This window comes from Micromonospora sp. CNZ286 (genome assembly GCF_014207755.1).
Map to the genome: position 1 here is coordinate 4902547 of NZ_JACHIZ010000001.1, position 25896 is coordinate 4928442.

Annotated in this window: 21 protein-coding genes and 2 pseudogenes; 12 read left to right on the forward strand and 11 right to left on the reverse strand. The window is 72.8% G+C overall.

Annotated features, from left to right (window positions below):
- Positions 1-182 precede the first annotated feature (182 nt).
- From FHX31_RS21465 to FHX31_RS21480, 4 genes are read left to right on the forward strand one after another with little or no spacing between them, the layout of a single operon-like run.
- Positions 183-1514, forward strand: coding sequence for an ABC transporter substrate-binding protein (locus tag FHX31_RS21465; protein ID WP_145823775.1), 1332 nt, complete (start codon positions 183-185; stop codon positions 1512-1514).
- A gap of 22 nt (positions 1515-1536) precedes the next feature.
- Positions 1537-2493: a carbohydrate ABC transporter permease gene (locus FHX31_RS21470; RefSeq protein ID WP_071096136.1), complete on the forward strand. Its 957-nt coding sequence runs from the start codon at positions 1537-1539 to the stop codon at positions 2491-2493.
- Positions 2490-3371, forward strand: a complete 882-nt coding sequence (locus FHX31_RS21475) for a carbohydrate ABC transporter permease (protein WP_013284905.1) — start codon at positions 2490-2492, stop codon at positions 3369-3371. Before FHX31_RS21470 ends, FHX31_RS21475 begins: the two co-directional genes overlap by 4 nt.
- Entirely contained in the window at positions 3368-5581 is a 2214-nt protein-coding gene (locus tag FHX31_RS21480) for an alpha-galactosidase (protein WP_184977089.1), read from the forward strand. Before FHX31_RS21475 ends, FHX31_RS21480 begins: the two co-directional genes overlap by 4 nt.
- A 28-nt stretch (positions 5582-5609) precedes the next feature.
- Here the strand turns inward: FHX31_RS21480 and FHX31_RS21485 are convergent, their stop codons facing one another.
- The 3 genes from FHX31_RS21485 to FHX31_RS21495 all read right to left on the reverse strand — a co-directional run bounded on the left by FHX31_RS21485 (position 5610) and on the right by FHX31_RS21495 (position 8013).
- Positions 5610-5798 (reverse strand): hypothetical protein, encoded by a 189-nt coding sequence (locus tag FHX31_RS21485; RefSeq protein WP_091329446.1) that lies wholly within the window; start codon positions 5796-5798, stop codon positions 5610-5612.
- Between the two features lie 114 nt (positions 5799-5912).
- Positions 5913-6479 (reverse strand): hypothetical protein, encoded by a 567-nt coding sequence (locus FHX31_RS21490; protein WP_091329448.1) that lies wholly within the window; start codon positions 6477-6479, stop codon positions 5913-5915.
- Positions 6480-6624: 145 nt separating this feature from the next.
- Positions 6625-8013 (reverse strand): cellulase family glycosylhydrolase, encoded by a 1389-nt coding sequence (locus tag FHX31_RS21495; RefSeq protein ID WP_071096145.1) that lies wholly within the window; start codon positions 8011-8013, stop codon positions 6625-6627.
- A gap of 307 nt (positions 8014-8320) precedes the next feature.
- On the opposite strand from FHX31_RS21495, the gene FHX31_RS21500 reads away from it, so the two are divergent.
- Both FHX31_RS21500 and FHX31_RS21505 read left to right on the forward strand, forming a co-directional pair.
- On the forward strand, positions 8321-9283 hold the full coding sequence (locus tag FHX31_RS21500) for a TIGR03557 family F420-dependent LLM class oxidoreductase (protein WP_013284900.1): 963 nt from the start codon (positions 8321-8323) through the stop codon (positions 9281-9283).
- A 200-nt stretch (positions 9284-9483) separates the two neighbouring features.
- On the forward strand, positions 9484-10137 hold the full coding sequence (locus tag FHX31_RS21505) for a GAP family protein (protein WP_184977090.1): 654 nt from the start codon (positions 9484-9486) through the stop codon (positions 10135-10137).
- Here the strand turns inward: FHX31_RS21505 and FHX31_RS21510 are convergent.
- From FHX31_RS21510 to FHX31_RS21535, 7 genes and pseudogenes are all read right to left on the reverse strand, one after another.
- A complete protein-coding gene (locus FHX31_RS21510) occupies positions 10124-10921 on the reverse strand; it encodes an endonuclease/exonuclease/phosphatase family protein (protein WP_047893575.1) in 798 nt (265 codons plus the stop codon). The genes FHX31_RS21505 and FHX31_RS21510 overlap by 14 nt on opposite strands.
- 4 nt (positions 10922-10925) lie before the next feature.
- The gene (locus tag FHX31_RS21515) at positions 10926-12416 is read right to left on the reverse strand and encodes a phosphatase PAP2 family protein (protein WP_013474572.1); all 1491 of its coding nucleotides are present in this window, start codon (positions 12414-12416) and stop codon (positions 10926-10928) included.
- A 77-nt stretch (positions 12417-12493) separates the two neighbouring features.
- Positions 12494-13495 carry a YihY/virulence factor BrkB family protein gene (locus tag FHX31_RS21520; RefSeq protein WP_013284895.1) on the reverse strand — a complete coding sequence of 334 codons (1002 nt, stop codon included), beginning with the start codon at positions 13493-13495 and terminating at the stop codon, positions 12494-12496.
- Positions 13488-14495 carry a diacylglycerol/lipid kinase family protein gene (locus tag FHX31_RS21525; protein ID WP_013284894.1) on the reverse strand — a complete coding sequence of 336 codons (1008 nt, stop codon included), beginning with the start codon at positions 14493-14495 and terminating at the stop codon, positions 13488-13490. The genes FHX31_RS21520 and FHX31_RS21525 overlap by 8 nt, the downstream gene beginning before the upstream one ends.
- Before the next feature lie 90 nt (positions 14496-14585).
- A pseudogene (locus FHX31_RS32795) lies at positions 14586-14804 on the reverse strand (Clp protease N-terminal domain-containing protein); the annotation flags it as partial.
- A gap of 156 nt (positions 14805-14960) precedes the next feature.
- Positions 14961-15161: pseudogene (locus FHX31_RS32800) on the reverse strand (Clp protease N-terminal domain-containing protein); the annotation flags it as partial.
- Complete coding sequence (locus tag FHX31_RS21535; protein WP_030275209.1) at positions 15161-15397, reverse strand: HTH domain-containing protein; 237 nt, start codon at positions 15395-15397, stop codon at positions 15161-15163. The gene FHX31_RS21535 and the pseudogene FHX31_RS32800, both read right to left, overlap by 1 nt.
- A 97-nt stretch (positions 15398-15494) precedes the next feature.
- Here FHX31_RS21535 and FHX31_RS21540 point away from each other — a divergent pair, with 97 nt between their 5' ends.
- From FHX31_RS21540 to FHX31_RS21555, 4 genes are all read left to right on the forward strand, one after another.
- Complete coding sequence (locus tag FHX31_RS21540; protein ID WP_013284891.1) at positions 15495-16295, forward strand: PP2C family protein-serine/threonine phosphatase; 801 nt, start codon at positions 15495-15497, stop codon at positions 16293-16295.
- Positions 16296-16378: 83 nt separating this feature from the next.
- Positions 16379-17209, forward strand: coding sequence for a universal stress protein (locus FHX31_RS21545; RefSeq protein WP_184977091.1), 831 nt, complete (start codon positions 16379-16381; stop codon positions 17207-17209).
- 127 nt (positions 17210-17336) lie between these two features.
- Positions 17337-19739 (forward strand): phosphoketolase family protein, encoded by a 2403-nt coding sequence (locus FHX31_RS21550; RefSeq protein ID WP_184977092.1) that lies wholly within the window; start codon positions 17337-17339, stop codon positions 19737-19739.
- Positions 19736-20602, forward strand: a complete 867-nt coding sequence (locus FHX31_RS21555; RefSeq protein ID WP_013284888.1) for a universal stress protein — start codon at positions 19736-19738, stop codon at positions 20600-20602. Before FHX31_RS21550 ends, FHX31_RS21555 begins: the two co-directional genes overlap by 4 nt.
- A 1-nt stretch (position 20603) precedes the next feature.
- On the opposite strand, the gene FHX31_RS21560 is transcribed toward FHX31_RS21555, so the two are convergent.
- Positions 20604-22952 carry a heavy metal translocating P-type ATPase gene (locus FHX31_RS21560; protein WP_013284887.1) on the reverse strand — a complete coding sequence of 783 codons (2349 nt, stop codon included), beginning with the start codon at positions 22950-22952 and terminating at the stop codon, positions 20604-20606.
- Between the two features lie 166 nt (positions 22953-23118).
- Here FHX31_RS21560 and FHX31_RS21565 point away from each other — a divergent pair, with 166 nt between their 5' ends.
- Together FHX31_RS21565 and FHX31_RS21570 are read left to right on the forward strand one after the other, a co-directional pair.
- On the forward strand, positions 23119-24129 hold the full coding sequence (locus FHX31_RS21565) for an Acg family FMN-binding oxidoreductase (protein WP_013284886.1): 1011 nt from the start codon (positions 23119-23121) through the stop codon (positions 24127-24129).
- Between the two features lie 93 nt (positions 24130-24222).
- The gene (locus FHX31_RS21570; protein ID WP_174361775.1) at positions 24223-25890 is read left to right on the forward strand and encodes a sensor histidine kinase; all 1668 of its coding nucleotides are present in this window, start codon (positions 24223-24225) and stop codon (positions 25888-25890) included.
- Positions 25891-25896 lie beyond the last annotated feature (6 nt).

Consider the following 25896-nt stretch of genomic DNA (forward strand, 5'->3'; position numbering starts at 1 on the left):
GACAGCGTCGTCTTTTTGCCCTCTTGACAGCGCCGCGCCAAGGGGTAGCTTCAAGCGCCACCGGCTGTTTGTGTTCGGACGTGTGGATTCTCGGTGGATCTGCCGCGGCCGACACGAACACCGCTCACCGCCAACGATCACGGTCCATGAGCGCAGCGCACCTCTTCCACGCAGGAGGCACCATGTCCCGTCCCCGCTCGCAAGCCGAATACCTCGCCCGGCTCGTACCCCCGTCAGTCGCCGGCCTGAACCGGCGCTCGCTGCTCGCCGGCGCGGCCGGCGCGGGGGCGCTGCTCGGCACCGGTCTGCTCGCCGGCTGCGGCGACTCCGACTCCGGGTCCGGCGGCGACGCCAAGAGCGTCTCCCTCGGCTCGAACCAGTCGGACCCGAAGCCCAAGGACGTCGTCGCCAAGGTGATGGACGGCTTCAAGACGTCCTCCGGCGTGACGGTCAACATCAACACGGTCGACCACAACACGTTCCAGGAGAACATCAACAACTACCTGCAGGGCAAGCCGGACGACGTGTTCACCTGGTTCGCCGGCTACCGGATGCGCTTCTTCGCCGCCAAGGGCCTGGCCGGTGACCTCAGCGACGTGTGGGGCAAGCTCGACGGCTACTCCGACGCGTTCAAGAAGGCGTCCACAGGCGACGACGGCAAGCAGTACTTCGTGCCGGCGTCGTACTACCCGTGGGCCGTCTTCTACCGCAAGTCGGTGTGGCAGCAGCGCGGCTACGAGGTGCCGAAGACGCTGGACGACCTGAACACGCTCGGCGCGCAGATGAAGAAGGACGGCCTGAACCCGATCGCGTTCGCCGACAAGGACGGCTGGCCGGCGATGGGCACGTTCGACATCCTCAACCTGCGGATCAACGGCTACCAGTTCCACATCGACCTGATGGCCGGCAAGGAGGCGTGGACCTCCGACAAGGTGAAGAAGGTCTTCGACACCTGGGCCGGGCTGCTCCCCCTGCACCAGCCGGACTCGCTCGGCCGCACCTGGCAGGAGGCCGCGCAGTCGCTGCAGCAGAAGAAGAGCGGCATGTACCTGCTCGGCCTGTTCGTCGGCCAGCAGTTCAGCGGCGCCGACCTGGAGGACCTGGACTTCTTCACGTTCCCCGAGGTCGACTCCACGATCGGCGCGAAGGCGCTGGACGCCCCGATCGACGGCTACATGATGGCCCGCAAGCCGAAGTCCAAGGACGCGGCGCAGAAGCTGCTGACGTACCTCGGCTCGAAGGAGGCGGCGGACATCACCGTCAAGAACGACCCGAGCACGCTTGTCGCCAACAGCGGCGCGGAGACCGGTGCCTACACCGCGCTGCAGAAGAAGGCCGCCGAGCTGGTCGGCTCCGCCACCGAGATCGCCCAGTTCCTCGACCGGGACACCCGGCCGGACTTCGCCTCCACCGTGATGATCCCGGCGTTGCAGCAGTTCATCAAGGACCCGAAGGACATCAGCGGGCTGCTCACCAGCATCGAGAACCAGAAGAAGTCGATCTTCACCAGCTGACGGCGGAAGGGGGAAGGACATCATGTCCGACCTGCCCCTGATCCAAGCGGATCGCGCCGTGCCGCCGCCGGCCGCGACCACCACGAACGGTGGTCGCGGTCGCCGGCTACGGCTCCTGTCCCGCACCGACCGCGTGGTCATCACGCTGATGGTGCTGGTACCCCTGTTGCTCGTCACCGGGCTGGTCTGGCTGCCCGCGGTGGCGACGGTGCTGCTCTCCGGCACGAACTGGGACGGCATCGGCCCGATCTCCGAGATCGAGTGGGTCGGGGCCAAGAACTACGACGACGTGGTGAACATCTACCCGCCGTTCGTCCCCGCCGTGCAGAACAACCTGCTCTGGCTGGCCGCGCTGTTCGTGGTGGCCACCCCGTTCGGCATGTTCCTCGCCGTGCTGCTCGACAAGGAGATTCGCGGCAGCCGCTTCTACCAGACCGCGCTCTACCTGCCGGTGGTGCTGTCGCTGGCGCTCATCGGCTTCGTCTGGCAGCTCATCTACAGCCGCGACCAGGGGCTGCTCAACGGCGTGTTCGGCGGCGAGACCGACTGGTACGGCGACCCGGACGTCAACATCTGGGCCGTACTGGTGGCGGCCGGCTGGCGGCACGTCGGCTACATCATGCTGCTCTACCTGGCCGGCCTCAAGGGCGTCGACCCGTCGCTGCGAGAGGCCGCCGCGGTGGACGGCTCCTCGGAGACCAGCACGTTCTTCCGGGTCGTCTTCCCGGTGCTGCGCCCCATCAACATCATCGTGCTGGTGGTGACGGTGATCGAGTCGCTGCGCGCGTTCGACCTGGTCTGGGTCATCAACAAGGGCCGCAACGGGCTGGAACTGATCTCCGCGCTGGTCACTCAGAACGTGGTGGGCGAGGCCAGCCGGATCGGCTTCGGCTCCGCGCTGGCGACCATCATGCTGGCCGTCTCGCTGGTCTTCATCACCATCTACCTCTGGACCGTGATGCGGGAGGACAAGCGATGACCGCCGTCTCCGCCGGCCGCCGCCGCCCCGTGCGGCCCGCCCGGGTCGTCCTGCACCTGTTCCTGGGTACGGTCGCCGTGGGCTGGCTGTTCCCCATCCTCTGGGCGGTGCTCACCTCGTTCCGCTCCTACGAGTACACAGCCGCCAACGGCTACGTGTCGCTCGGCGGCTGGACTGTCGACAACTACGTCACCGCCTGGCGTACCGCCGAGTTCGGCAAGCACTTCCTCAACTCGGCGTACATCACCGTCCCGGCGGTGCTGCTCACGCTGTTCCTCGCCTCCTGCGTGGCGTTCGTGATCGCCCGGTTCAGCTGGAAGCTCAACATCGCGCTGCTCGGCCTGTTCACCGCGGCGAACCTGCTGCCGCAGCAGGCGCTGCTCATCCCGCTGTTCCGGATGTTCACCGAGATCCCGCTGCCGGCCTGGATGAGCGACTCGGAGCTGCTGTACGACAGCTACTGGGGGCTGATCCTGGTCAACGTCGCGTTCCAGTGCGGCTTCTGCGTGTTCGTGCTCAGCAACTACATGAAGGCGCTGCCGCACGAGCTGTACGAGGCCGCGATGGTCGACGGGGCGAACGTGTGGCGGCAGTACTGGCAGGTCACGATGCCGCTGTGCCGCCCGGCGCTCGCCGCCCTCGCGACGCTCGAAGTCACCTGGATCTACAACGAGTTCTTCTGGGCCACTGTGCTCATGCGTACCGGCGACAAGTTCCCGGTCACCAGTTCGCTGAACAACCTTCGCGGCGAGTTCTTCACCGACAACAACCTGGTCTCGGCCGGCTCGGTGCTGGTCGCGATCCCCACCCTGGTGATCTTCTTCCTGCTGCAGAAGCAGTTCGTCCGGGGTCTGACGCTGGGAGCCTCCAAGGGATGACGATCGTCCACCTGCGCCGCGCGCGGACCAGCCTGGTGCTCGACGCACGCGGCCCGGGGCTGCCCCGGGTCGTGCACTGGGGCGCCGACCTCGGCCCGCTGCCCGACGAGGACCTGCCCGCGGTCGTCGACGCCACGGTGCCGCCGGTGGTGCCGAGCAGCTTCGACAGGCCCACTGTGCTGTCGCTGCTGCCCGAGGCGAGCGCCGGGTGGAGCGGACGTCCCGGTCTCGCCGGTCACCGCGACGGCCGGGACTGGTCGACGGCGTTCCGCCTCACCGGCCTCGACGTGTACGACGAGCCCGCGGCACCGTCGCCCGCCCTGTTAGGAGGGGCCCCTTTACATGCACCAGGCGTTAACAAGGGGCCCTTCCTTTCCTCCGGTCGGGTGGAGGTGCGGGCGGCGGATCCGGGCGCGGGGCTGAGCCTGACCGTCGAGATCACGCTGGACGCGGCGGGCGTGCTGACGCTGCGGCACCGGCTGCGCAACGACGGCGACGGCCGGTACGAGGTGCGGGAGCTGACACCGGTGCTGCCGGTGCCGGCGGTCGCCACCGAACTGCTCGACCTGACCGGCCGCTGGTGCCGGGAGCGCGCGCCGCAGCGGCACCCGTGGCCGATGGGCGCCTGGGTACGCGAGGGGCGGCACGGCCGTACCGGCCACGACGCCACGTTGTTGCTGGTCGCGGGCACCGCCGGGTTCGGTTTCCGGCACGGCGAGGTGTGGGCGGTGCACACCGGGTGGAGCGGCGACCACGTCACCGCCGCCGAGCGCCGCCCCACAGGTGAGTCCACGCTCGGCGGCGGTGAGCTGCTCGCACCCGGCGAGATCGTGCTCGGGCCGGGCGAGGAGTACGCCACTCCCCTGCTCTACGCGGCGCACTCGGCCGACGGGCTGGACGGGCTCAGCGACGCGCTGCACACCCACCTGCGGGCCCGCCCGTCGCACCCCCGCACGCCGCGACCGGTGACGCTGAACGTGTGGGAGGCGGTCTACTTCGACCACGACCTGGACCGGCTGCGGGCGCTGGCCGACGCGGCCGCCGAGGTCGGTGTGGAACGCTTCGTGCTGGACGACGGCTGGTTCCGTGGCCGACGACACGACCAGGCCGGGCTCGGCGACTGGTGGGTCGACGGCGAGGTCTGGCCGGACGGGTTGCAGCCGCTGATCGACCACGTACGCGGGCACGGCATGCAGTTCGGGCTCTGGGTGGAACCGGAGATGGTCAACCCCGACTCCGACCTGTTCCGCGCCCACCCCGACTGGGTGCTCCAGGCGCCGGGCCGGCTGCCGCCGCCGTGGCGGCACCAGCAGGTGCTCGACCTGGCCCACCCGGACGCGTACGCGTACCTGCTCGAACGGCTCGACGCGGTGCTGAGCGAGCACGACGGGCTCGCGTACCTGAAGTGGGACCACAACCGCGACCTCACCGAGGCCGGGCACGCCGGGCGGCCCGGGGTGCACGCGCAGACCCTCGCGGTCTACCGGTTGCTGGACGAGCTGCGCGCCCGGCACCCGGACGTCGAGATCGAGAGCTGCTCCTCCGGCGGCGCGCGCGTCGACCTGGAGATCCTGCGCCGCACCGACCGGATCTGGGCCAGCGACTGCAACGACGCGCTGGAACGGCTGTCCATCCAGCGCTGGACCGGCCTGCTGCTGCCGCCGGAACTGATCGGCACGCACATCGGCCCGGAGCGCTCGCACACCACGCACCGCGTACACGACCTGAGCTTCCGCGCGGTCACCGCGCTGTTCGGCCACCACGGCATCGAGTGGGACATCACCGCGATCGACGCCGGCGAACGGGCCGAACTCGCCGCCTGGGTGGCGCTGCACAAGCGGCTGCGCCCGCTGCTGCACACCGGCCGTGTGGTCCGGGTCGACCACCCGGACCCGGCCGTGCAGGCCCACGGCGTGGTCGCCCACGACCGCAACCATGCGGTGTACGCGGTCAGCCGGGTCGCCACCTCGGCGGCGCAGGTGCCGGGCGCGGTGCGGCTGCCGGGGCTGGACCCGCAGCGGCGCTACCGGATCTGCCCGCCCGCCGGAGTACCGGAACCGGCCCTGCTGGAGTTGTCCCCGCCGGGCTGGCTGGCCTGGCCGGGCGACGGCATCACGGTGAGCGGTTCGGTGCTGGGCACGGTCGGCGTTCAGCTCCCCGCCCTGCACCCCGAACAGGCCCTCCTCCTGGAGGTCACCGTCGTTGGCTGAGAGACGCCGGCAGCGGTGACCGGCCCGTTCAACCGCGGGAGCCTACGCGGTCGTGCCAGGCGCGAGACAAATTATTCACTTCCATCAGCGCGGTGGCCGAGCCGATGCCGTTGTTGATGCGGCTCTGTTTCGCCACCTCCCGCGTCTGCACGGCGGAGAAGCACAACGACACCGCGACCAGCATCAGACTGACGAAGCCCAGAATCGTTTCCCACATGTCCCCGCCCTTCAAGGAGTACGACCCTCCTCACGCTAAGCGGAGAGCGCAACACCCTGAGTCACCAATTTCCGGCCGCGTTCCTCCCGACGGCGATCAGCGGTCCGGCCGTCCTCAGGCGGCGGCGCGACGGACGGTGTCCCGCAGGGCCAGGGCCACTGCGGCGAACAGGGCCGCGCCGCATCCCACACCGGAGATCAGGCCGACGGTGCCGGCGCCCGCGCCGAGCGCGTGGGCGAGGAACCCGGCCAGGCCGAGCGCTGTCATCACGGCGCCCAGCCAGTGGTAGAGCGGCATCCGCCAGACGTGGGCGAGGCCGAAGAAGTGCACGCCGACGACCACCGCCACCCAGGCGACGGCCACGGCGGGGCGGTCCAGCACGTTGTTGATCACGGACAGGCCACCGAGGAGCGCGACCGCCTCCAGAGCCACCACCAGCCAGTAGCGGCGGTCCATGAACCCGGCGGCCTCCCGCTGCGGGGCGGGCGTCTCCCGGCCGGCCACCCGGAACAGCGTGACCAGGAGCAGCGCGGCCACCAGCAGGCCGGCGACGCGCAGCACCAGCGGCCAGGGCGCGTCCAGACCACCGCTGTTGACCAGCACGAACACGGTGCCGAACGAGATGGCCACGAGCGAGCCGATCACCAGCCCCGACGGTCGTCCCCTGGTCCCCGTGCTCATGGCGTCCCCTCCGGTCCCTCGCGCTCGCGCCTCGACCCGCGATCAAGGGCGTGGCGTCTGTACCCGCGCCCGGACGCGGCACAAACCCCTTGATCACTATGTCGGAGAGCGGTGGCCGGGCCCGCGCGGGCCCGGCCACCGGTGATCAGCTCGCGGTGCAGGTTACGGCGGGGGTGGAGTTCGTGCCCTGCCAGCTGCCGATGAAGCCGAAGCTGGTGCTCGCGCCGGCGCCCAGGCGGCCGTTGTAGTCGACGTTGCGGGCGGTGTACGCCGACCCGCTGTTGCTGACGCTGGCGTTCCACGCCTGGGTGACGGACTGGCCGTTGGCGAACGTCCAGCGGACCGTCCAGCCGGTGATCGCCGCGGCTCCGGCGGTCACCTTGACCTCGCCCTGGAAGCCGCCCTGCCACGAGTTCGCGACGGTGTAGGTGGCGGTGCAGCCACCGGACGGCGGGGGCGTGGTGGTCGGCGGCGGGGTCGGGCTGGGGCTGCTCGTCGGCGTCGGGCTGGTGGTCGGGCTGCCGGTGGGGCTGGCGGTCGGGGTGCTGCCGGCGTACACCGACGCCTCGCGGGACGTGGCGGCGATGCCGTTGGCACCGTTGAAGATCCGCTGACCCCAGCTGGTGAGCTGGGCCGGGTTGAACGCGGTGGTCATGTCCAGGTACTCCACGCCGCCGCCGTTGCCGCTCCACGACCAGCCGAGGTAGCCGATGCCGTTGGCCTGGGCGTACGCCATGATGGCGTCCTCGTCCGGGTTGCCGTCGGAGTGGTTGAAGCCGAACTCGCCGACCACGATCGGCAGCCCGGCGGTACGGAACCGGCCCAGGTAATCGCTGATCTCGGCGGCGGTGTCGAACACGCCGTACATGTGGATGGAGAAGACGGTGTTGCGCTGCGGGTCGGCGGCGAACACGGTGCCGGCGTTGTCGCGCATGGTGAACGTCCAGTCCTGACCCCAGTTCGGCGCGTCCACCATGATCGTGTGGGTCAGGCCGGCGGCGCGCAGCCGCTTGATCGCGTTCGACGTGTCGGTGGTCCAGGCGCTGTAGCCCTGGTTGCCGAACGGCTCGTTGCCGATGTTGACGATGACGTACTTCTCCTGGCCCTTGAGCACGTCGGCGATGCTCAGCCAGTAGTCGGTGGCCTTCGCCAGCGTGGTGGCGGCGCCGTCCTCGCCGTACCCGGTGGTGTCGTGCACCTCCAGCACGCAGATCATCCGGTTGGCCTTGCACAGCGAGATCACGTTCGCCACGTCGGCGGCGCTGTTCTTCGTCCAGCGGTCGCCGCTGGACAGGACGACCCGGACGGTGTTCGCGCCGAGCGCCTTGATGTTGGCGAAGGAGCTGGTCTGCTGCGGGTACCAGGTGTGCGCGTGGTTGACCCCGCGCATCACGAACTCGACGCCGTTGGCGTCGTAGAGCCGCCCGTTGGAGACGGAGAACCCGGTGGCGGCGTGGGCCGGCTGCCCGAGGGCGAAGACGGCGGCGAGGGCCGTCAGCAGGGCGGCGCCCGCGACGGAGAGCAGTTTCTTCATGGCTGTCCTCAGGGGAAGGTCTCCCCCGTGCCCGAGCGGGGGTGCGGTGACGGTGACGAGGTGGTGGCGACTGAGCCCGGTAGTCGCCGCCCGGTTCCCGAACGGACGCAGGCATCAGCGTAGGGCGATGGAAGGCATTAGGCAACCGGTTAAGCGGGGCAAGCCGGGAGGCGGCGAGGTGCGACCGCGGCAATTCGACTGAACCGGTTAAGAAGCCGGGGCACGTCAACCGGGGAAGCGGACAGCAGGGTTGACCCGCGCCGGGCGGGGTATCCGGGGACGATCCGCCCCGGGAAGGAGACGTGCCATGGTCAACGTCGGTTACACCCTCATGTGCGAGCAGGCCGGCCCGAAACAACTGGTCGACCACGCCGTACGCGCCGAGGCCGCCGGCTTCGACCATCTGGTCATGTCCGACCACTACTACCCCTGGCTGGAGTCCCAGGGCCACTCCCCGTACGCCTGGTCGGTGCTCGGCGCGGTCGCCCACGCCACCAGCCGGGCCGAGCTGATGTCGTTCGTGACCTGCCCGATCCGGCGGTACCACCCGGCGGTGGTGGCGCAGAAGGCCAGCACCATCGGGGTGCTCTCGGACGGACGGTTCACGCTCGGTCTCGGCGCCGGGGAGAACCTCAACGAGCACGTGGTGGGCGGGTGGCCGCACGTGCAGCAGCGGCACGAGATGTTCGAGGAGGCGCTGCAGATCATCCGGCCGCTGCTCAACGGCGAGACGCTGACGTTCTCCGGCAACCACTTCGACGTGCCCGACGCGTACGTCTGGGACCGGCCGGAGCGGCCGGTGCCGATGGCGGTGGCCGCGTCCGGGCGGCAGTCGGCCACGCTGGCCGCCGAGTACGCCGACGCCATGATCGCCACCGACCCGCTGTCCCACCTGATCGACATGTACGAGGAGGCGGGCGGCGCGGGCCGCCCCCGCTACGGGCAGGTCGCCATCTGCTACGGCCCGGACGAGGACGAGTGCCGCAAGATCGTGCACGACCAGTTCCGCTGGTTCGGTCTGGGCTGGAAGGTCAACGCCGACCTGCCCGGCCCGGAGTCGTTCGAGGCGGCCACCCGGTTCGTCCGGGAGGAGGACGTGGCCGAGGGCATCTCCTGCGGCCCGGACACCGACCGGCACGTCGAGGCGTTCAAGAAGTTCGTCGACGCCGGCTTCACCCACGTCGCGCTGGTCCAGGTGGGCGGCGACACCCAGCCGATGTTCCTCGACTGGGCCCAGGAGGAACTGCTGCCCCGGCTGCGCGAGCTGTGACCGCCGCACCGCTACCTCCCCCGCTGAGGAGTTGACGCCATGCGTATCGGGAACACCGAGATCCGGCCCGCCGGGGGCGGGCTCGGCTGCCTGCTGATGATCCTCTTCTCGATCGTCGCCTCGGTGGTGCTCACAGTGCTGCTCAACCTGGTCCTGTAGAACCCGGCCCGGCGCGCGCGGCGGCGACACCAGAATGGGGCATGCCCCTGCTGACCGCGCTGCCGCTGGCGCTGGAGATGGTCGCCGGGTCGAAGCTCGTCAGCGCCGTCGTCCTCGCCTCCGGCCGCCACCCGCGGCGCAGCTCGGCGGCCTTCCTGGGCGGTGTGGCGGTCGGCGTCCTCGGGCCGCTGACGCTCTGGTACGCGGCGTTCCGGGTGGTGCGGCACACCGCCGTGCACGGCATCGGGGCAGGCGGCAGCCGGCGGCTCATCGACTGGATCGTGCTGGGTCTGCTGGCGGTCCTCATGGTGGTCACGTTCCGCAGGCGGCGGCGCGACCGGCCGTCCGAGTGGCTGCGCCGGTTGCAGGACCCCCGGCCCGCGTACGCCTTCGGTCTGGGGCTGGTGCTCGCCGTCGCCGTACCGAGCGACGAGCTGGTCATGGCGTCGGTCGCGGGAAGCATGGCCGGGCACGGCCGCCCGTGGTGGCATCTGCTGCCGTTCGTCGCGCTCACCGTGCTGCTGCTGGCCCTGCCGCTGCTCACGCTGCTGCTGTCCGGCGAGCGCGCGGAGCGTCTGCTGCCCGCCTTCCGCTCCTGGACCGACAGGCACTCCTGGCTGGTCAGCGAGACGGTCATCCTCATCTTCGCGGCCTTCGTGGTGGCCGACCTGGCGGGGTCGTTCAGCCGGCCGTGAGGTCCACCTCGGCCAGCACCGGATAGTGGTCCGAGGCCGAGTCGGCGTCACCGTCGCGGACCACCCGCACCGCTCGTACCCGGTCGGCCAGCGCCGGAGTGGCGAGCAGGTAGTCCAGCCGCATCCCGGCGAACTCGGCGCCGCCGTGCCGGGTCGGCACGGTCAGGCCGCCGGGTTCGTCGCCGCCGGACCGCGGCCACAGATCGACCAGACCGGCGTCGAGCAGCCGGGCCACCGCGCGGGTGTCCACGGTACGGCCGTCGCGGCGCAGGTGCCGCCGCCGGTACGGCGTGGCCAGCCCGGCCAGCCGGGCGGTGTGGTCGGCTGTGGGCTCCAGCGTGTTCAGGTCACCGGCGAGCAGGGCCAGCGCTCCCCCGGTGCGCCGGAGCGCGGCGGCCAGCCAGTCCGCCTCCATCCGCCGCCGCCCGCCCGAGTAGGGGTTCAGGTGCGTGCTGAACACGGTGAGCGGTCCCGCGCCGGTGGCGACCTGCACCCGGGCGGCGGCGTGGTGGAACGGGCGGCGGACCCGGCCGGCGCGCAGCACCCGCAGCGGCGGGCGGACCAGCACCGCCACCGGCTGACCGAAACAGGACCGGGCCAGGTACGGCGTCATCCCGAGCCGCCCGGCCAGGCCGCCCAGCGTGGCGTCCATGCCGCGCAGTTCCTGCAGGGCCAGCACGTCGGGGCGCTGGGCGGTGACGACCGAGACGATCCGGTCCCGGCGGTCGGTGCCGTCGCCGTCCCGCCCGCCGGTCCGGATGTTCCAGGTCATCACCCGCAGCATCGGCTCAGTCCGGCCGCGCGGCCTTGGCCAGCTCGTCGTCCAGCTCGTCGACCTGTTCGGACTCGATCGCCGGCCGGTTGCCCTCGTACACGTCGGCGTTGGGCCGGATCACCCAGTACAGCAACGACAGCCAGAGCGCGCCGAGCAGGATCGCGCCCATGAAGTCGGTCGGGTGGTGCATGCCCCGGTACATCCGGGAGGTGGCCACGCCGACCGGCATCAGCACCGCCAGGCCCACGAACAGCCACCGCCACCACCTGTCGGTACGCGGGAACACGATGACCGCCATGGCCACCCAGAGGCAGATGGTCGCCGCGATGTGCCCGGAGGGGAACGACGAGGTGGGCATCTGCCCGTCCAGGTTCTCCACCGGCGGACGGGGGCGGTCCACCACCCGGGCGCTGGCCAGGAACAGGCTCAGCTCGCCGAACATCGCCAGCACCACGTACAGCACCGGCCGCCACCGCCGCCACACGGCCAGCACGATCGGGCAGAACACCAGCGACACCAGCAGGATCGCGTGGGTGTCGCCGAACTTGCTCCACCACCAGCTCAGCTCCGTGAGCGCGTCGGTGTGCCGCTCGGCGAACCAGCGCGGCACCTCGGTGTCGAGCGAGTCGAAGAACGTGCCCTCGGCGTGGTAGCTGACGAACATGCCGAACGCGTAGAGCACCCCGAAGACGAGCACCCAGCCGACCAGCAGCTCGGCGATCGCCGAGCGCGGGTGCTCCAGCACCTTCTCCTCGTCCGGCGCGAGCGCCAGGTCCTCGCCCGCCTCCGGCTCCAGGCCCTCGCGCAGCGGCGGCACCGGCCGGCCGCGCTCGCGCCGCCACAGCCGGAAGGCGTACGCGGTGACGCCCAGCCAGGCCGCGCCGAGCAGCCAGCCGCCGATCACGTCCGACACGAAGTGCACGCCCAGCGCGATCCGGGTCAGTCCGACCAGGAAGATCAGCAGGGCGGCGATGCCGATGGCGGGCTTGCGCCAGCGCGGCGACATGGCCGGCAGGAACACCAGCAGCAGCGCCCCGTACGCGACGAACGAGCCGAGCGCGTGACCACTGGGGAAGCTGTTGCCCGGTGCGCTGGCGATCGGCACGTCCACCACCGGGCGCAGCCGCCCGACCAGCGCCTTGAGCGACGGGTCGAGGATCAGCCCGCCGGCGCCGGTGACGATCAGGTAGACCGCCAGCCGGGACTGGCGGCGGATCAGCAGGCCCACCACCGCGATGGTGACCAGCCAGATCAGCACCGGCCGCCCGCCCAGGTCGGTGATCGCCTGGAGCACTGTGACCAGCGGGCCGTGCGGGGCCACGAGGTTGTTGAACCACTCGGCCGTCTCGTGGTCGGCGTGGTAGAGCGGGCTCCACCGGAACCGGACCAGCATGAGCAGCACGCCGAACCCGACTCCCGCGCCGGCCACGGCGAGCAGGCCCGCGAGGCTCCGCTCCGCGAAATGGCTGAGCGGCCGGCTCCCGGCTTCCTTGACCGCGGTCACACCGCACCTCCCTCGTTCTTCTGCGAGGCGCGCTGTACCCGATCGGCGTGTTCCGTACACGCCGGACCGGCGTGGCGTCAGAGCGAGGTCATCTCACCGGTGTCGAACAGCTCCGCCCGCTGCGCCTCCGGCTCCCACAGGTCCGGCTGGGCGGGCTCCTCCACCCCGATGCGCATCGCTTCGAGCTGCGCGGCGAACGCCAGCCCGCCGAACAGCGCGATCCCGGTGAGGTTGGCCCAGAGCAACAGGGCCATCATGCCGGTCAGCGCGCCGTAGGTCTGGCCGAATCCGCCGCTGTACTTCACGTACGCGGCGAGCAGCAGGCTGGCCAGCCACCAGATCGCGATGGCGATGGACGCGCCGAAGAAGAGCCAGGACAGGCCGGGCTGGCGGCGTCGCGGGGCGTGCCGGAACAGCACCGCGACGGCCAGCACGGTGAGGCCGAGGCTCAGCGGCCAGCGGATCACGTCCCACCCGGCCATGGCGACGTCGCCCCACTCGTAGTGCCGCCGTACCGACTCGCCCATCGCCCGGCCGCCGACCAGGATCAGGAAGCCCGCAAGCGCCGGTACGCCGGCGACCACCGCGAGGACCGCGGCGCGCAGGTACTTCGCCAGCGCCGGGCGGTCCCGCTCGACGCCGTAGATCCGGTTGGCGCCCCGCTCGATCTGCGCCATCGTGGTGGTCAGCGCGACCAGCCCGGTGAGCAGACCGAGGGTCAGTGCCAGCTCGCCGGCGTCCTCGGTGCGCTCGCTGTCGGTGAGCAGGTCCTGCACCATGGCTTCGCTCTGGCCGGGCGTGATGGCCAGCACCGTGTCGGCGACGACCTTGCCGCCCTCGTCCACGCCCAGGTCGGTGATCAGGCCGGTGAGCGCGATCAGGAACGGCACCACGGCCAGGCAGAGCTGCAACGCCAGCGCCCGCGAGTGGCTGAACCCGTCGCCGTAGCGGAACCGGATGAACGCGTCCCGCAGCAGGCACCAGCCGCCGTGCCGGCGCAGTGTGTGCCAGGCGTCATCGGCGGACAGTTGGTCCTCGGTCATCAGCCGGGTCTCGGGGACCAGCTTCGTGCTACTCACGGCGGGCCTCCTCGACCAGGTGCTCACCGCGCTCGCCGACCGCGTCGGCGTCCACCGCCAGGTCGGGATGCTCCTGCGGGCGCGGTACGCAGAGCCAGAGCGACTCGGGGCGGATGGTGGCCTTCAGCGACCGGCCCGGCTCGATCAGGTCGCCGTCCAGCTGCCGGGGCTGCGCCCGGGTGCTGGTGATCTCGACCGAGCGGGCCCGGAACACCTCCATCCCCGGCACCCTGTCGCGGCGGCGCAGCACCGCCCAGCCCATGGCGAGCCAGTGGCGCAGCGTACGCGGCGTCAGCACCGCCACGTCGAGCCAGCCGTCGTCCGGTTCGGCCTCGGTGAGCAGGCGTACCCCGCCCTGGAGACGCCCGACGTTGGCGACCAGGACCGAGCGGGCCCGGCGGCGCAGCGGCGGCTTGCCGTCGATGCGCACCGAGACCCGCATCGGCCGGTCGCGCAGGTGGCGGGCGGCGCCCACCACGTACGCGGGCCAGCCGATCCGCTTCTTCGTGGTCTCCGAGGTGGAGTCGAGCATCTGGGCGTCGAAGCCCATTCCGGCCATCACCGCGAAGCACTTGTCGCCGACCACGCCGACGTCGAGGCGGCGCATCCCGCGCTCGACGGCGACCTCCAGCCCGGCGGCCAGGTCGTTCGAGAGGCCGAGGTTGGCGGCCAGCAGGTTGCCGGTGCCCTGGGGCAGTACGGCCAGCGCCACGTCGGTGCCGGCCAGCGCGGTCACGCAGGCCATCACCGTGCCGTCGCCGCCGCAGGCGAAGACGACCTCCGCGCCCGCCTTCACGGCCTGTTCCGCCTGCCCGCGGCCCGGGTCCTCGACCGTCGTCTCGTACCAGGTCGGGGCCGGCCACCCGGCGGCGGCGAGGGCGCCGTCCACGGTGCGGCGGAACTCGTCCAGGTCGGCCACCTTCACCGGGTTGACCACCACTGCCGAGCGCGGGGTGCGGTTCTCCGCGTTCACCGGGCGCTTGTCGTCTGCACCGTCCACGGCGTCAGTGTGCAGGACACGGGGCGTGACGGCGACCCGGCGGGGCGGGACGTTGCGAGAACCGCAAACAGGTTTGAAAGCCGGGTGGCCTCAGGCCGCCTCGCGCAGCGCCGCGTCGACGCGCCGCCGCAGGTCGTCGATGTCCACCCCGGCCTCGGTGAGCACCACGGCGGCCGGGCCGCCGCCCTCGCGCAGCAGGCCGAGCAGGATGTGTTCGGTGCCGATGTGCCGGTGGCGCAGCCGCAGCGCCTCGCGCAGCGACAGCTCCAGCACCTTCTTGGCGCGGGGCGAGAACGTGCCGTGGTGCGACCCGCGACGCCACCACCGGCGCGGGCGCGGGGTCGCCTCGCGCAGCGCGTCGGGGCCGAAGGACTCCTCGATCCGGGACACTATCGCGGCGAGGTCGATGCCGATCTCGCGCAGCGCCGCGGCGTCCGCGGCGCCGAGACCGTCCACGCCCTGGGCGGTGTGGCGGGCCACCGCGGCGCGCAGAACCTCGGCGTCGACGCCGCCGGCCGCGAGCAGCCGCACCGCCAGGCTGTCGCGGTCGGCGAGCACGCCCAGCAGCAGGTGCTCGGTGCCGACCGGCCGCCGCCCCTCGGCGCGGGCCTCGTCGAGCGCGTGGTGCACCACGGCACGGGCCCGGTCGGTGAATCGTTCGAACATCACGCCTCCCAGCTCTCGCGCACCGCCGGCCGCCCGGCGTGCTTCTTGTGGACCGCCTGCCGGCTGACCTCGAGGGCGTCGGCGATCTCCTGCCACGACCAGCCCTGCCGCCGGGCGTTGTCGACCTGGATCACCTCGAGCCGTTCGAGCAGCCGGCGCAGGGCGAGCACCGCGCGCAGGCCGACCTTGGGGTCGGTGCTGCCGGCCGCCGCCGCGAGTTCCGTCGCTTGACTCATGCTGTCAATGTAGGTTGACAACACCCTCGCGTCAACCCTGGTTGACAGGTGACCCGGCCTGCCACTGTCCGGCCCGTCCCGGTGTTACGGTCCGCTGGTGTTCCGCCGCCGCCCGCTGGACCGGCCGGTCGAGTCCGCGCGCCGGCTCACCGCCGGCCGCCTCACCCTGGAGATCGCCGGCGGCAGCGTGGTCGGGCACCGCTACCCGGAGAACTACGACGTGCTGCACGTCGACCCCGAGCTGCCGCTCGCGGTGATCTGCGACGGGATGGGCGACGGCGAGGGCAGCCGGGTGGCGGGCACGACAGCGGCCCGGACGTTCACCGCGCGGGTCCGCGCCGGCTGGCCCGCCGTCGGCGCCGCCGCGCTGCGGGCCGCCGTGGCCGAGACCCAACGGCGGGTACGCCAGGCCGGCGCCGCGCAGTCCGGCCTGACCGGGTGCACGCTCACCGCGCTCGTGGTCGAGCCGGACGGCGAGCAGGGCTGGCTGGTGCAACTCGGCGACTCGCGGGCGTACCGGCTGCGCGACGGTCTGCTGGAGCTGGTCACCGTCGACCACACCATGGCCTGGCTCGGCCTGCTGCACGGCTGGTGGCCAGCCGACTCGCCGGAGGCGGCGCGGGCGCGCTACCAGCTGCTGCGCTACGTCGGCCACCCGGACCGGCCCGAGCCGGACCTGCTCGCCGTGCCGCTGCGCCGGGGCGACACCTGGCTGCTGTGCACCGACGGGATCAGCGACCAGCTCGGCTACCACCGGCTGCGCGACCTGCTCTCCGCGCGGCGCGACCCGGCGCGCACCGCCGAGGCCCTGCTCGCCGCCAGCCTGGACGAGGGCGGCGAGGACAACGCCACAGCCGTCGTGCTGCGCGTCCACCCGGCGCTGCCCGCCCCGCGCTGACCGCCAGTTCCGCCGACCCGCTCCGGCGCACCCGGTCCCACGACTACGGTGGGTGAAAAGCAGGGGTCGGGAGGTGAGCCGGGGTGGCCGCACCCAGCCACGGCGCGGTGGTGGTCGGAGTCAGCCGGTCCGAGGCCGATCTGACGGTGGTCCGCACGGCCGCCGCCGAGGCCGCCGCCCACGACCGGCCGCTGCACCTGCTGCACGCGTTCAACTGGGCCGCGACGCCCGGCCCGGCCCCGGCCGGCGGCACCCGCACGGACGCGGAGAACGTGCTGGAGCACGCCGGACAGGTCGTCGCCGAGTGCGCGCCGGAGGTGCCCGTCAGCGGCCGGATCGTCGAGGGCTCGCCGGTCGAGGCGCTGCTGCGGGTCGCCGACACCGCATTCATGATCGCGCTCGGTGACGGGGGCATGTCCGCCCACCCGGACCGCGTGCCGGCCGACACGCCGGCAGTGGACGTGGCCGCCCGGGCGGGTTGCCCGGTGCTGGTCGGGCGCACCCAGCCGGCGCCGCCCGGGCCGCTGCTCGTCGGCTTCGACGGATCGCCCAGCTCGCAGGCCGCCCTCGCGTACGCCTTCGACTGCGCGCAGCACCGCGGCGCCCGTCTGCTCGCCGTCCGGGTGATCGAGCCGGACTCCGGCGACCGCGCCGACGGGCGGCTGGAGGAGGCGGTCACCCGGCAGGCCCGGCGGTATCCCCGGGTCACCGCCGACTGCGAGACCGTCCACGGTGAGCCGAGGTCCGTCCTGCTCGACCGGTCCCGCGCCGCGCAGCTCGCGGTGGTGGCCGCCTGGGGAGACGGGCCGGTAGGGTCCACTCTGGGCGCGGTCAGCCAGTCCCTGCTCTACCACTCGCCGGCCCCGCTGATCGTCGTACGGGGCATCCCCGCGGACGCCGGGGACGGGTCATGACGCCCGCGCGAGGCGGGACCTACGGCCCTGACCGGCGACCCCCGATGGGACGAGGCTGGACGCGCCGGGGAAGAAAATGTGGTCCCCGAGTGGCAGCCGACCCCGAGCCACGAGAGGCTAAGGCAGCATGGACACCGCGGTGAACCTGCACAGCCCCCTGACCGAAGACGAGTTGCGCCGGCTGGACGCCTACTGGCGCGCGGCGAACTACCTGACCGTCGGCCAGATCTATCTGCTCGACAATCCGCTGCTGCGCGAACCGCTCAAGCCCGAGCACGTCAAGCCGCGCCTGCTGGGCCACTGGGGCACCAGCCCCGGGCTCAACCTGCTCTACACGCACCTCAACCGGGTCATCGTGAACCGGGACCTGTCCGCCATCTTCGTCACCGGCCCCGGCCACGGCGGCCCGGCGCTGGTGGCGAACACCTGGCTGGAGGGCACCTACAGCGAGCTGTACCACCACATCCCCCGGGACGAGACCGGCATGCAGCGGCTGTTCCGGCAGTTCTCCTTCCCGGGCGGCATCCCGAGCCACGTGGCGCCGGAGGTGCCGGGTTCGATCCACGAGGGCGGCGAGCTGGGGTACGCGCTGAGCCACGCGTACGGCGCCGCGTTCGACAACCCGGACCTGCTGGTGGCCTGCGTGATCGGCGACGGCGAGGCGGAGACCGGCCCGCTGGCCGGAAGCTGGCTGTCGAACGTGTTCCTCAACCCGGCCCGCGACGGCGCGGTGCTGCCGATCCTGCACCTCAACGGCTACAAGATCGCCAACCCGACGGTGCTGGACCGGATCCCCCGCGAGGACCTGCGGGACATGATGCGCGGCTTCGGCTACGAGCCGTACGTGGTCGAGGGCGACGACCCGGCGACGGTGCACCAGCTGCTGGCCGCCACGCTCGACCGGGCGGTCGACGAGATCACCGCGATCCAGCGCCGGGCCCGCTCCGGCGAGCACGTCGAGCGTCCCCGCTGGCCGATGATCGTCCTGCGGACGCCGAAGGGCTGGACCGGGCCGTCCCGGGTCGACGGCAAGCAGGTCGAGGGCACGTTCCGCGCCCACCAGGTACCGATCTCCGAGGTGCGGGACAACCCGGCGCACCTGGCCGAGCTGGAGCGCTGGCTGCGCAGCTACCGGCCGGAGGAGCTGTTCGACGCCACCGGCGGCCCGGTCGCCGAGGTGGCCGACCTGCCGCCCACAGGTGACCACCGGATGAGCGCCAACCCGGTCGCCAACGGCGGCAGGCTGCTGCGCAACCTGGAGCTGCCGGACTTCCGCGACTACGCGGTCGACGTACCGACGCCGGGTGAGCCGATGGCCGGCGCGACGGGTGTGCTCGGGCCCTGGGTCCGGGACGTGATCGCCCGCAACCCGGAGACGTTCCGCCTGTTCGGCCCGGACGAGGTCGCCTCGAACCGGCTCGGCGCGGCGTTCGAGGTGACCGACCGCGCGTTCGTGGGCACCGAGGTGCCCGGCGACGACCACCTCTCCCCCGACGGCCGGGTGATGGAGGTGCTCTCCGAGCACCTGTGCCAGGGGTGGCTGGAGGGCTACCTGCTGACCGGCCGGCACGGCATCTTCACCAGCTACGAGGCGTTCATCCACATCGTCGACTCGATGGTCAACCAGCACGCCAAGTGGCTGAAGGTGACCCGGAACATCCCCTGGCGGGAGCCGGTGGCGTCGCTGAACTACCTGCTGTCCAGCCACGTGTGGCGCCAGGACCACAACGGCTTCTCGCACCAGGATCCGGGCTTCATCGACCACGTGGTGAACAAGAAGGCCGAGGTGGTCCGGGTCTACCTGCCGCCGGACGGCAACACGCTGCTGTCCACGATGGATCACTGCCTGCGCAGCCGGCAGTACATCAACGTGGTGGTGGCCGGCAAGCAGCCCGCGCCGAACTGGCTGACCATGGACGAGGCGATCCAGCACTGCCGCCGCGGCCTGGGCATCTGGGACTGGGCCAGCAGCGACGACGGCACCGAGCCGGACGTGGTGCTCGCCTGCGCCGGTGACGTGCCGACGCTGGAGACGCTCGCCGCCGTCGACCTGCTGCGCCGGCACCTGCCGGACCTGAAGGTGCGGGTCGTCAACGTGGTCGACCTGATGCGCCTGCAACCGCCGTCGGAGCACCCGCACGGCCTGCCGGACAACGAGTTCGACACCATCTTCACCCGCGACAAGCCGGTGATCTTCGCGTACCACGGCTACCCGTGGCTGATCCACCGGCTCACCTACCGCCGGACCAACCACGAGAACCTGCACGTGCGCGGCTACAAGGAGGAGGGCACCACCACGACGCCGTTCGACATGGTGATGCTCAACGACCTGGACCGCTTCCACCTGGTCATCGACGTGATCGACCGGGTGCCGGGGCTGCGGTCGCGCGCCGCGCACCTGCGCCAGGACATGGTGGACGCCCGCCAGGCCTGCCGCGACTACACCCGCCGCTACGGCGAGGACGACCCCCGGGTCGCCGAGTGGCGCTGGATCCGCGAGAACGACCCGGCCGTGAGGAGTGGGGAATGAGCGGCGAGGAGATCCTGGTCGGCTACGACGGGTCCGCCGACGCGGCGGTCGCCCTGAACTGGGCGCTGGACGAGGCGGGCCGGTCGGGTCGGCCGGTACGCCTGGCGTACGTCTTCGAGTGGCTGACAGTGACCGGCTGGATCGGTCCCGGCGTGGCGCCGGGGGTGTGGCCGGACGAGGCCGCCCGGCAGCAGGTCGACGAACTGGTCCGCAAGGCGGCGGCGGACGCCGCCGCCGAGCGGCCGGGCCTGACCGTGCACGGCGAGGTGTTCGACGGCCCGCCCGCGCTGGTGCTCCAGGAGCGGTCCGCCGACGCCGGGATGCTGGTGCTCGGCAGCCGGGGCCACGGCGGCTTCGGCGGGCTGCTCGCCGGTTCCACGGCGGTCTCGGTCGCCGCGCACGCCCACTGCCCGGTGGTGGTGGTCCGCGACGGCCAGGCCGCCACGTCCGGACCGGTGGTGGTCGGCTCGGACGGCTCGGAGTCGGCGCTGCGGGCGCTCGGCTTCGCCGTCGAGCGGGCCGCGCAGCGGGACGTGCCGCTGCGGGTGCTGCGGGCCTGGGAGCCGCCGGGCGACCGGTGGGTGCCGCCGGACTTCGACCCGGAGCAGGTCGCCGCGAGCGAACGGGCCGCCGCCGAGGCGGAGCTGGCGCCGTGGCGGGAGAGCTTCCCCGACGTGCCGGTCGAGATCGAGGCGGTCCCCGGCAGCGCGTCCGCGCTGCTGGTGGAGGCGAGCCGGTCGGCGCAACTCGTGGTGGTCGGCAGCCGGGGCCGGGGCGGCCTGCGCGGCATGCTGCTCGGCTCGGTCAGCCAGCAACTCATCCAGCACTCGCACTGCCCCGTCGCTGTGGTACGCGAGCGCTGACTCAGCGGCCGGGCGCGGTGGAGCCCTCCTCCGGGTTGAGCGAGAAGTAGTCCTCCTCCTCCTGGGCCAGATGCAGGCGCAGCACCGCGTCCAGGCCGTAGAGCGCGGCCAGCAGATCGGGCACCTCGTCACGGCGCAGCCGGCCGTCCGGCTGCGCCGTGAGGTGCCCGCCGATCCGCTCCACCAGCCGCACGATCTCCACGTGCGCCCGGCTCATCGTGGAGGTCGCCTCGTCGCTGCCGAGCGGCCCGGCCAGCGCCGGGTAGAGCTGCCGGTCCTCGGCCGCCTCGTGCGGCAGCACCTCGTCGACCAGGCGCCGGTGCACCTCGCGCAGCGCCGGCAGGCACGCCGGATCGTCCGGGCGGGTCGCCACCATGTCGGCGGTGTCCCGCAGCCGGGCCAGCACGTCGCGGACGCCGCCGTGCTCGCCCGCGTACCGGTCGAGCAGCTCGCGGGTGTGCGCCGGCAGGTCCCGCCGCCGCAGGCCGCCGCCGAGCGCGCGCAACGCGTTGAGGATCACCAGGACGTCGATGCCCTCCTGGAGGAACGCGCCGGCCACCGGGGGCAGCCGGCCCGCCGCGGCCACCAGCATCGCCAGCACCGCCAGCCCCATCCCGACGGTGGCGCTCTGCACCGCGATGCGGCGGGCGTACCGGGCGATCTCGACGGCGTCGGCGAGCCGGTCCAGCCGGTCCACGGTGAGCACCGCGTCGGCCACGTCCGCCGAGGCGGTCGCCCCGGTCGCGCCCATCGCCACGCCCACGTGCGCCTCGGCCAGCGCGGGCGCGTCGTTCACACCGTCGCCGACCATCACAGTCACCGCGCGCGCCGACTCCTGGCGTACCCGATCGGCCTTCTCCTGCGGCGAGCACCGCGCGATCACGTCGTCCACGCCCACGATCTGCGCCACCTGCCGGGCCGTGCCCGGACGGTCGCCGGTCACCATGACCAGGCGCTCCAGGCCCGCCTCGCGCAGCCGCCGCACGGTCCGCCGGGCGTCCGGGCGGACCGGGTCCTCCAGCAGGATCGCACCGAGCGGCCCGTGGTCGTCGCTGACCCAGACCGCGGAACGCCCGGCCCGTTCGGCGCGTTCACCGAGCCGGCCCGCCCACTCCGGCGGTTCCCCGGCGAGCTGACCGACGTGCACCATCCGCCCGTCGACGCGGCCGCTCACCCCGTGCCCCGGTTCCTCGGTGACCTGTGTCGGCTCGGCCAGCGGCAGCCCCCGCTCGCGGGCCTGCCGCACCAGCGCGGCGGCCAGCACGTGCGGGGAGAGCTGCTCGACCGAGGCGGCCAGCCGCAGCACCTCGTCGCGGTCGCCGCCCGGCGCCACCACCACCTCGGCCGCCCGGGGCCGCCCGGCGGTGAGCGTGCCGGTCTTGTCGAGCAGGAGGGTACGGGCGCGGCCGAGCTGTTCCAGCGACCCGCCGTCGCGGACCAGGACGCCGCGCCGGGCCACCCGGGACAGCCCGGAGACCACGGCGATCGGGGTCGCCAGCAGCAGCGGGCACGGGGTGGCCACCACGAGCACCGCCACCGCCCTGGTGAACTCGCCGGACAGCAGCCACGCCAGCCCGGCCAGCACCAGCGTGAACGGCACGAACGCGGCGGCGTACCGGTCGGCCAGCCGTACCATCGGGGCCTTGCGGGCGGTGGCCTCGCCGGCCAGGCGGACGATGCCGGCGTAGGTGCTCTCCGCCGCGTTGCGGCGGGCCCGCAGCCCGAAGCCGGCGCCCGCGTTGACGACGCCGCTGGCCACCTCCTCCCCGGCCGCGCGGGTGACCAGCTGCGACTCGCCTGTGACCACCGACTCGTCCAGCGTCGCCGACTCCTCGACCACGCCGTCCACAGGCACCACGTCGCCCGGTCCGACCACCAGCCGGTCCCCCACCGCGACGCGGTCCAGCGGCACCACCTCGATCCCGCCGTCCGGGGTACGCCGGCGCGCCTGCCGGGGCGCGCGTTCCAGCAGCGCCCGAAGGTCACGGGTGGCGCGGCGCTGGGCGTACTCCTCCAGCGCCCGCCCGGTCGCGACCATCACCGCGATCACGGCACCGGCCAGGAACTCCCGCACCAGCAGCGCGCCGAGCAGCGCCAGCACCGCGATGACGTCCACCCCGAACTGCCGCAGCCACAGCTGGCGCAGCGTCGTCCAGGCCGCCGGCACCAGGGCCACCACCGTGACCGCCGCCCAGACCAGCCGGGCGGCGTCGTGCGCGCCGGCGAACCACAGCGCCGCGCCGGCCAGCACGGCCACTGTGAGCAGCACCAGCGGCGCCCACTCGGCCCAGGCCCACCGCCGGGCGCGGGCCGGCTGCTCGGGTACGCACTCGCGTGGTTCGGTTCCCACGTGTGGATCGTCTCAGCCCGGACGTGGGGCGGGCGGGGCGACCCGGGTAATCCGGGGGCGAAGGACCCCTGCGGGGGCGGCCGGGCATGCCCGAGGATGGAGCGGCATCCCCACCCGGGCGTCCCGGGCGTGGGGCACGATGGGGAAAACAGGAAAGGTCGTGACGATGAGCCACGAGACGCCGGCCGGCGATCGCCCGTTGACCACCGCGCTCGCGGAGGCCGCCGGAATGGCCGGCCACGCCCCCTCGGTGCACAACACGCAGCCGTGGCACTGGACGGTCCTGCCCGACGCGCTGGAGCTGCGGGTGGTCCGCGAACGGCACCTCAGCGCCATGGACCCGGAAGGGCACCTGCTGGTGGTGAGCTGCGGCGCCGCGCTGCACCACGCCCGGGTGGCGCTGGCCGCCGAGGGCTGGACCCCGGTGGTGGAACGGCTGCCCGACCCGAAGGAACCCGACCTGCTGGCCCGGCTCACCAGCCTCGAGCACACCGGCGCCGACCCCGACGCCATGCGCGTCGTGCAGTGCATGCAGGTGCGGCACACCGACCGGCGGCCGGTCAGCGACGAGCCGATCCCCACCGCCGCGCTGAACGACATCGACCGGGCCGCCACGCTGGAGGGGGTGAACCTGCAACTGCTCGACGACACCCAGAAGATCCAGCTCGCCAGCGCCGCCCAGCAGGCCGCCGCCGTCGAGGCCGACAGCCCGGACCTGCGCGAGGAACTGGCGTACTGGATCAGCCGGGCCGGCACCGGCACCGGGCTGCCGCCGGAGGTGCTGCCCGACCAGGCCCCGCAGACGACCGTTCCGGCCCGCGACTTCGGCCGCGCCGGCTCGCTGCCGATCGGACCCGGCCACGACAAGGCCGCCGTCTACGGGATCCTGTGGGGCTCCGACGACGAGACGATGAGCTGGCTGCGCGCCGGCGAGGCGCTCTCCGCCGCCTGGCTCACCGCCACCCGGCACGGGGTGTCGCTGGTGCCGCTGTCCGGTGTGGTGGAGGTCGAGAGCACCCGCGAGGTGCTGCGGCAGATGCTCTCCGGCCTGGGGTTCCCGTACATCAGCATGCGGCTCGGCCTGGCCGACCCGACGCACGCCGGCCCCCCGCACACGCCCCGGCTGGACGTCGCGCAGACAGTCGACACCTCGGCGGTCCGCGACCGTCTCGCCTGACCGGTCTCGATCACGGCGGCCACCGGGCGATACCATCGCCGGGTGGCCGCCGCACCCCAGTCCCGGCACGAGCACCTCACACCGTCGCTCGGGCTGACCCCGCTGTCCCGCGTCCGCCTGGACGAACTGCTCCAGGAGATGCTCGACCGCGTCGGCGAGGTGGTGACCAGCCGCGAGCGGCTCCGGGCACTGCTGGACGCGGTCGTCGGCATCGGGTCCGACCTCGACCTGCGCAGCACGCTGCAACGGATCGTGCAGTCGGCGTGCGAGCTGGCCGGTGCCCGCTACGGCGCGCTCGGCGTGATCGGGCCCGACCGGATGCTGCACGACTTCATCGTCCACGGCATCAGCCCCGAGCTGCACGCGAAGATCGGCGAGCTGCCGCACGGGCGGGGCGTGCTCGGCCTGCTCATCGACGACCCGAAGCCGGTCCGCATGCCGGACATCACCAAGCACCCCAACTCGTACGGCTTCCCGCCGAACCACCCGCCGATGCACAGCTTCCTCGGCGTTCCGGTGCGCATCCGCGACCACGTCTGGGGCAACCTCTACCTGGCCGAGAAGCAGGGCGCGGCCGAGTTCACCGAGGACGACGAGGAGATCGTGGTGGCGCTGGCCGCCGCGGCCGGCGTGGCGATCGAGAACGCCCGCCTCTACGCGCTGGCGCACCGGCGGGAACGCTGGCTGGCGGCCGCCGCGGAGATCACCTCGGTGCTGCTCGGTGAGGTACGCCGTACCGACGCGCTGACGCTCGTGGCGCGCCGCGCCCGTGAGGTCGCCGAAGCCGAACTGGCGCTGGTGCTGCTCTACGACGAGGACGAGGCGCAGTTCACCGTCGAGGTCGTCGACGGCGCCGACCCGGTCACCCGGGAACTGGTCGGCGCGGTGCTGCCGGCCGCCGAGACCAGCTTCGCCGCGTCCGTCACGCAGAGCCGCCACGACCAGGTCGAGGACCTCGCCGCCGCGGCGCCCTGGCCCCGGCCGGTGGTCGCCGGGCCGGCCGTGGTGTCCCCGCTCGCCGCCGCGGACACGCTGCACGGTGTCCTGGTGATCGGCTACCGGCCCGACCACGGGCCCGCCGCCGACGACGACCTCGCGCTGCTCGCCAGCTTCGCCGGGCAAGCCGCGCTCGCCATGGAACGCGCCCGCGGCCAGGAGGAGCGGGAACTGCTGGTGGTCCTGGAGGACCGCGAACGCATCGCCCGTGACCTGCACGACGTGGTGATCCAGCGGCTGTTCGCCACCGGCCTGCAACTGCAGAGCGGCGCGATGAACGCCCGCCCCGAGGCCGCCAAGCGGATCAACCAGGCCGTCGACGACCTCGACGCCACCATCCGCGACATCCGCCGCACCATCTTCGAGCTGCGCACCCCGATGAGCGCGGCGCTGCGCACCGAGATCCGCGAGGCGATCGAGGTGGCCGCCGAGTCGCTCGGCTACCGCCCCGAGCTGGAACTGATCGGCCCGATCGACAGCGCCGTCCCGGACGACCTGCGCCCCGAACTCACCGCCGTGCTGCGCGAGGCGCTCTCCAACGCGGTACGCCACGCGCAGGCCGACCGGGTGTCGGTGCGCGTACGCGTCGACTCCGGCCGCGTCGAGATCACCGTCACCGACGACGGCGTCGGCTGCGACCCGGAGGCGGCCCGCAGCGGCCTGGTCAACCTGCGGGAACGGGCCGAGCGGCTGGGCGGCGAGTTCTCACTGCGCCGGGCCGAGCCGCGCGGCACCGAGGTGCGCTGGAGCGTCCCGCTCGACTGACCGGCG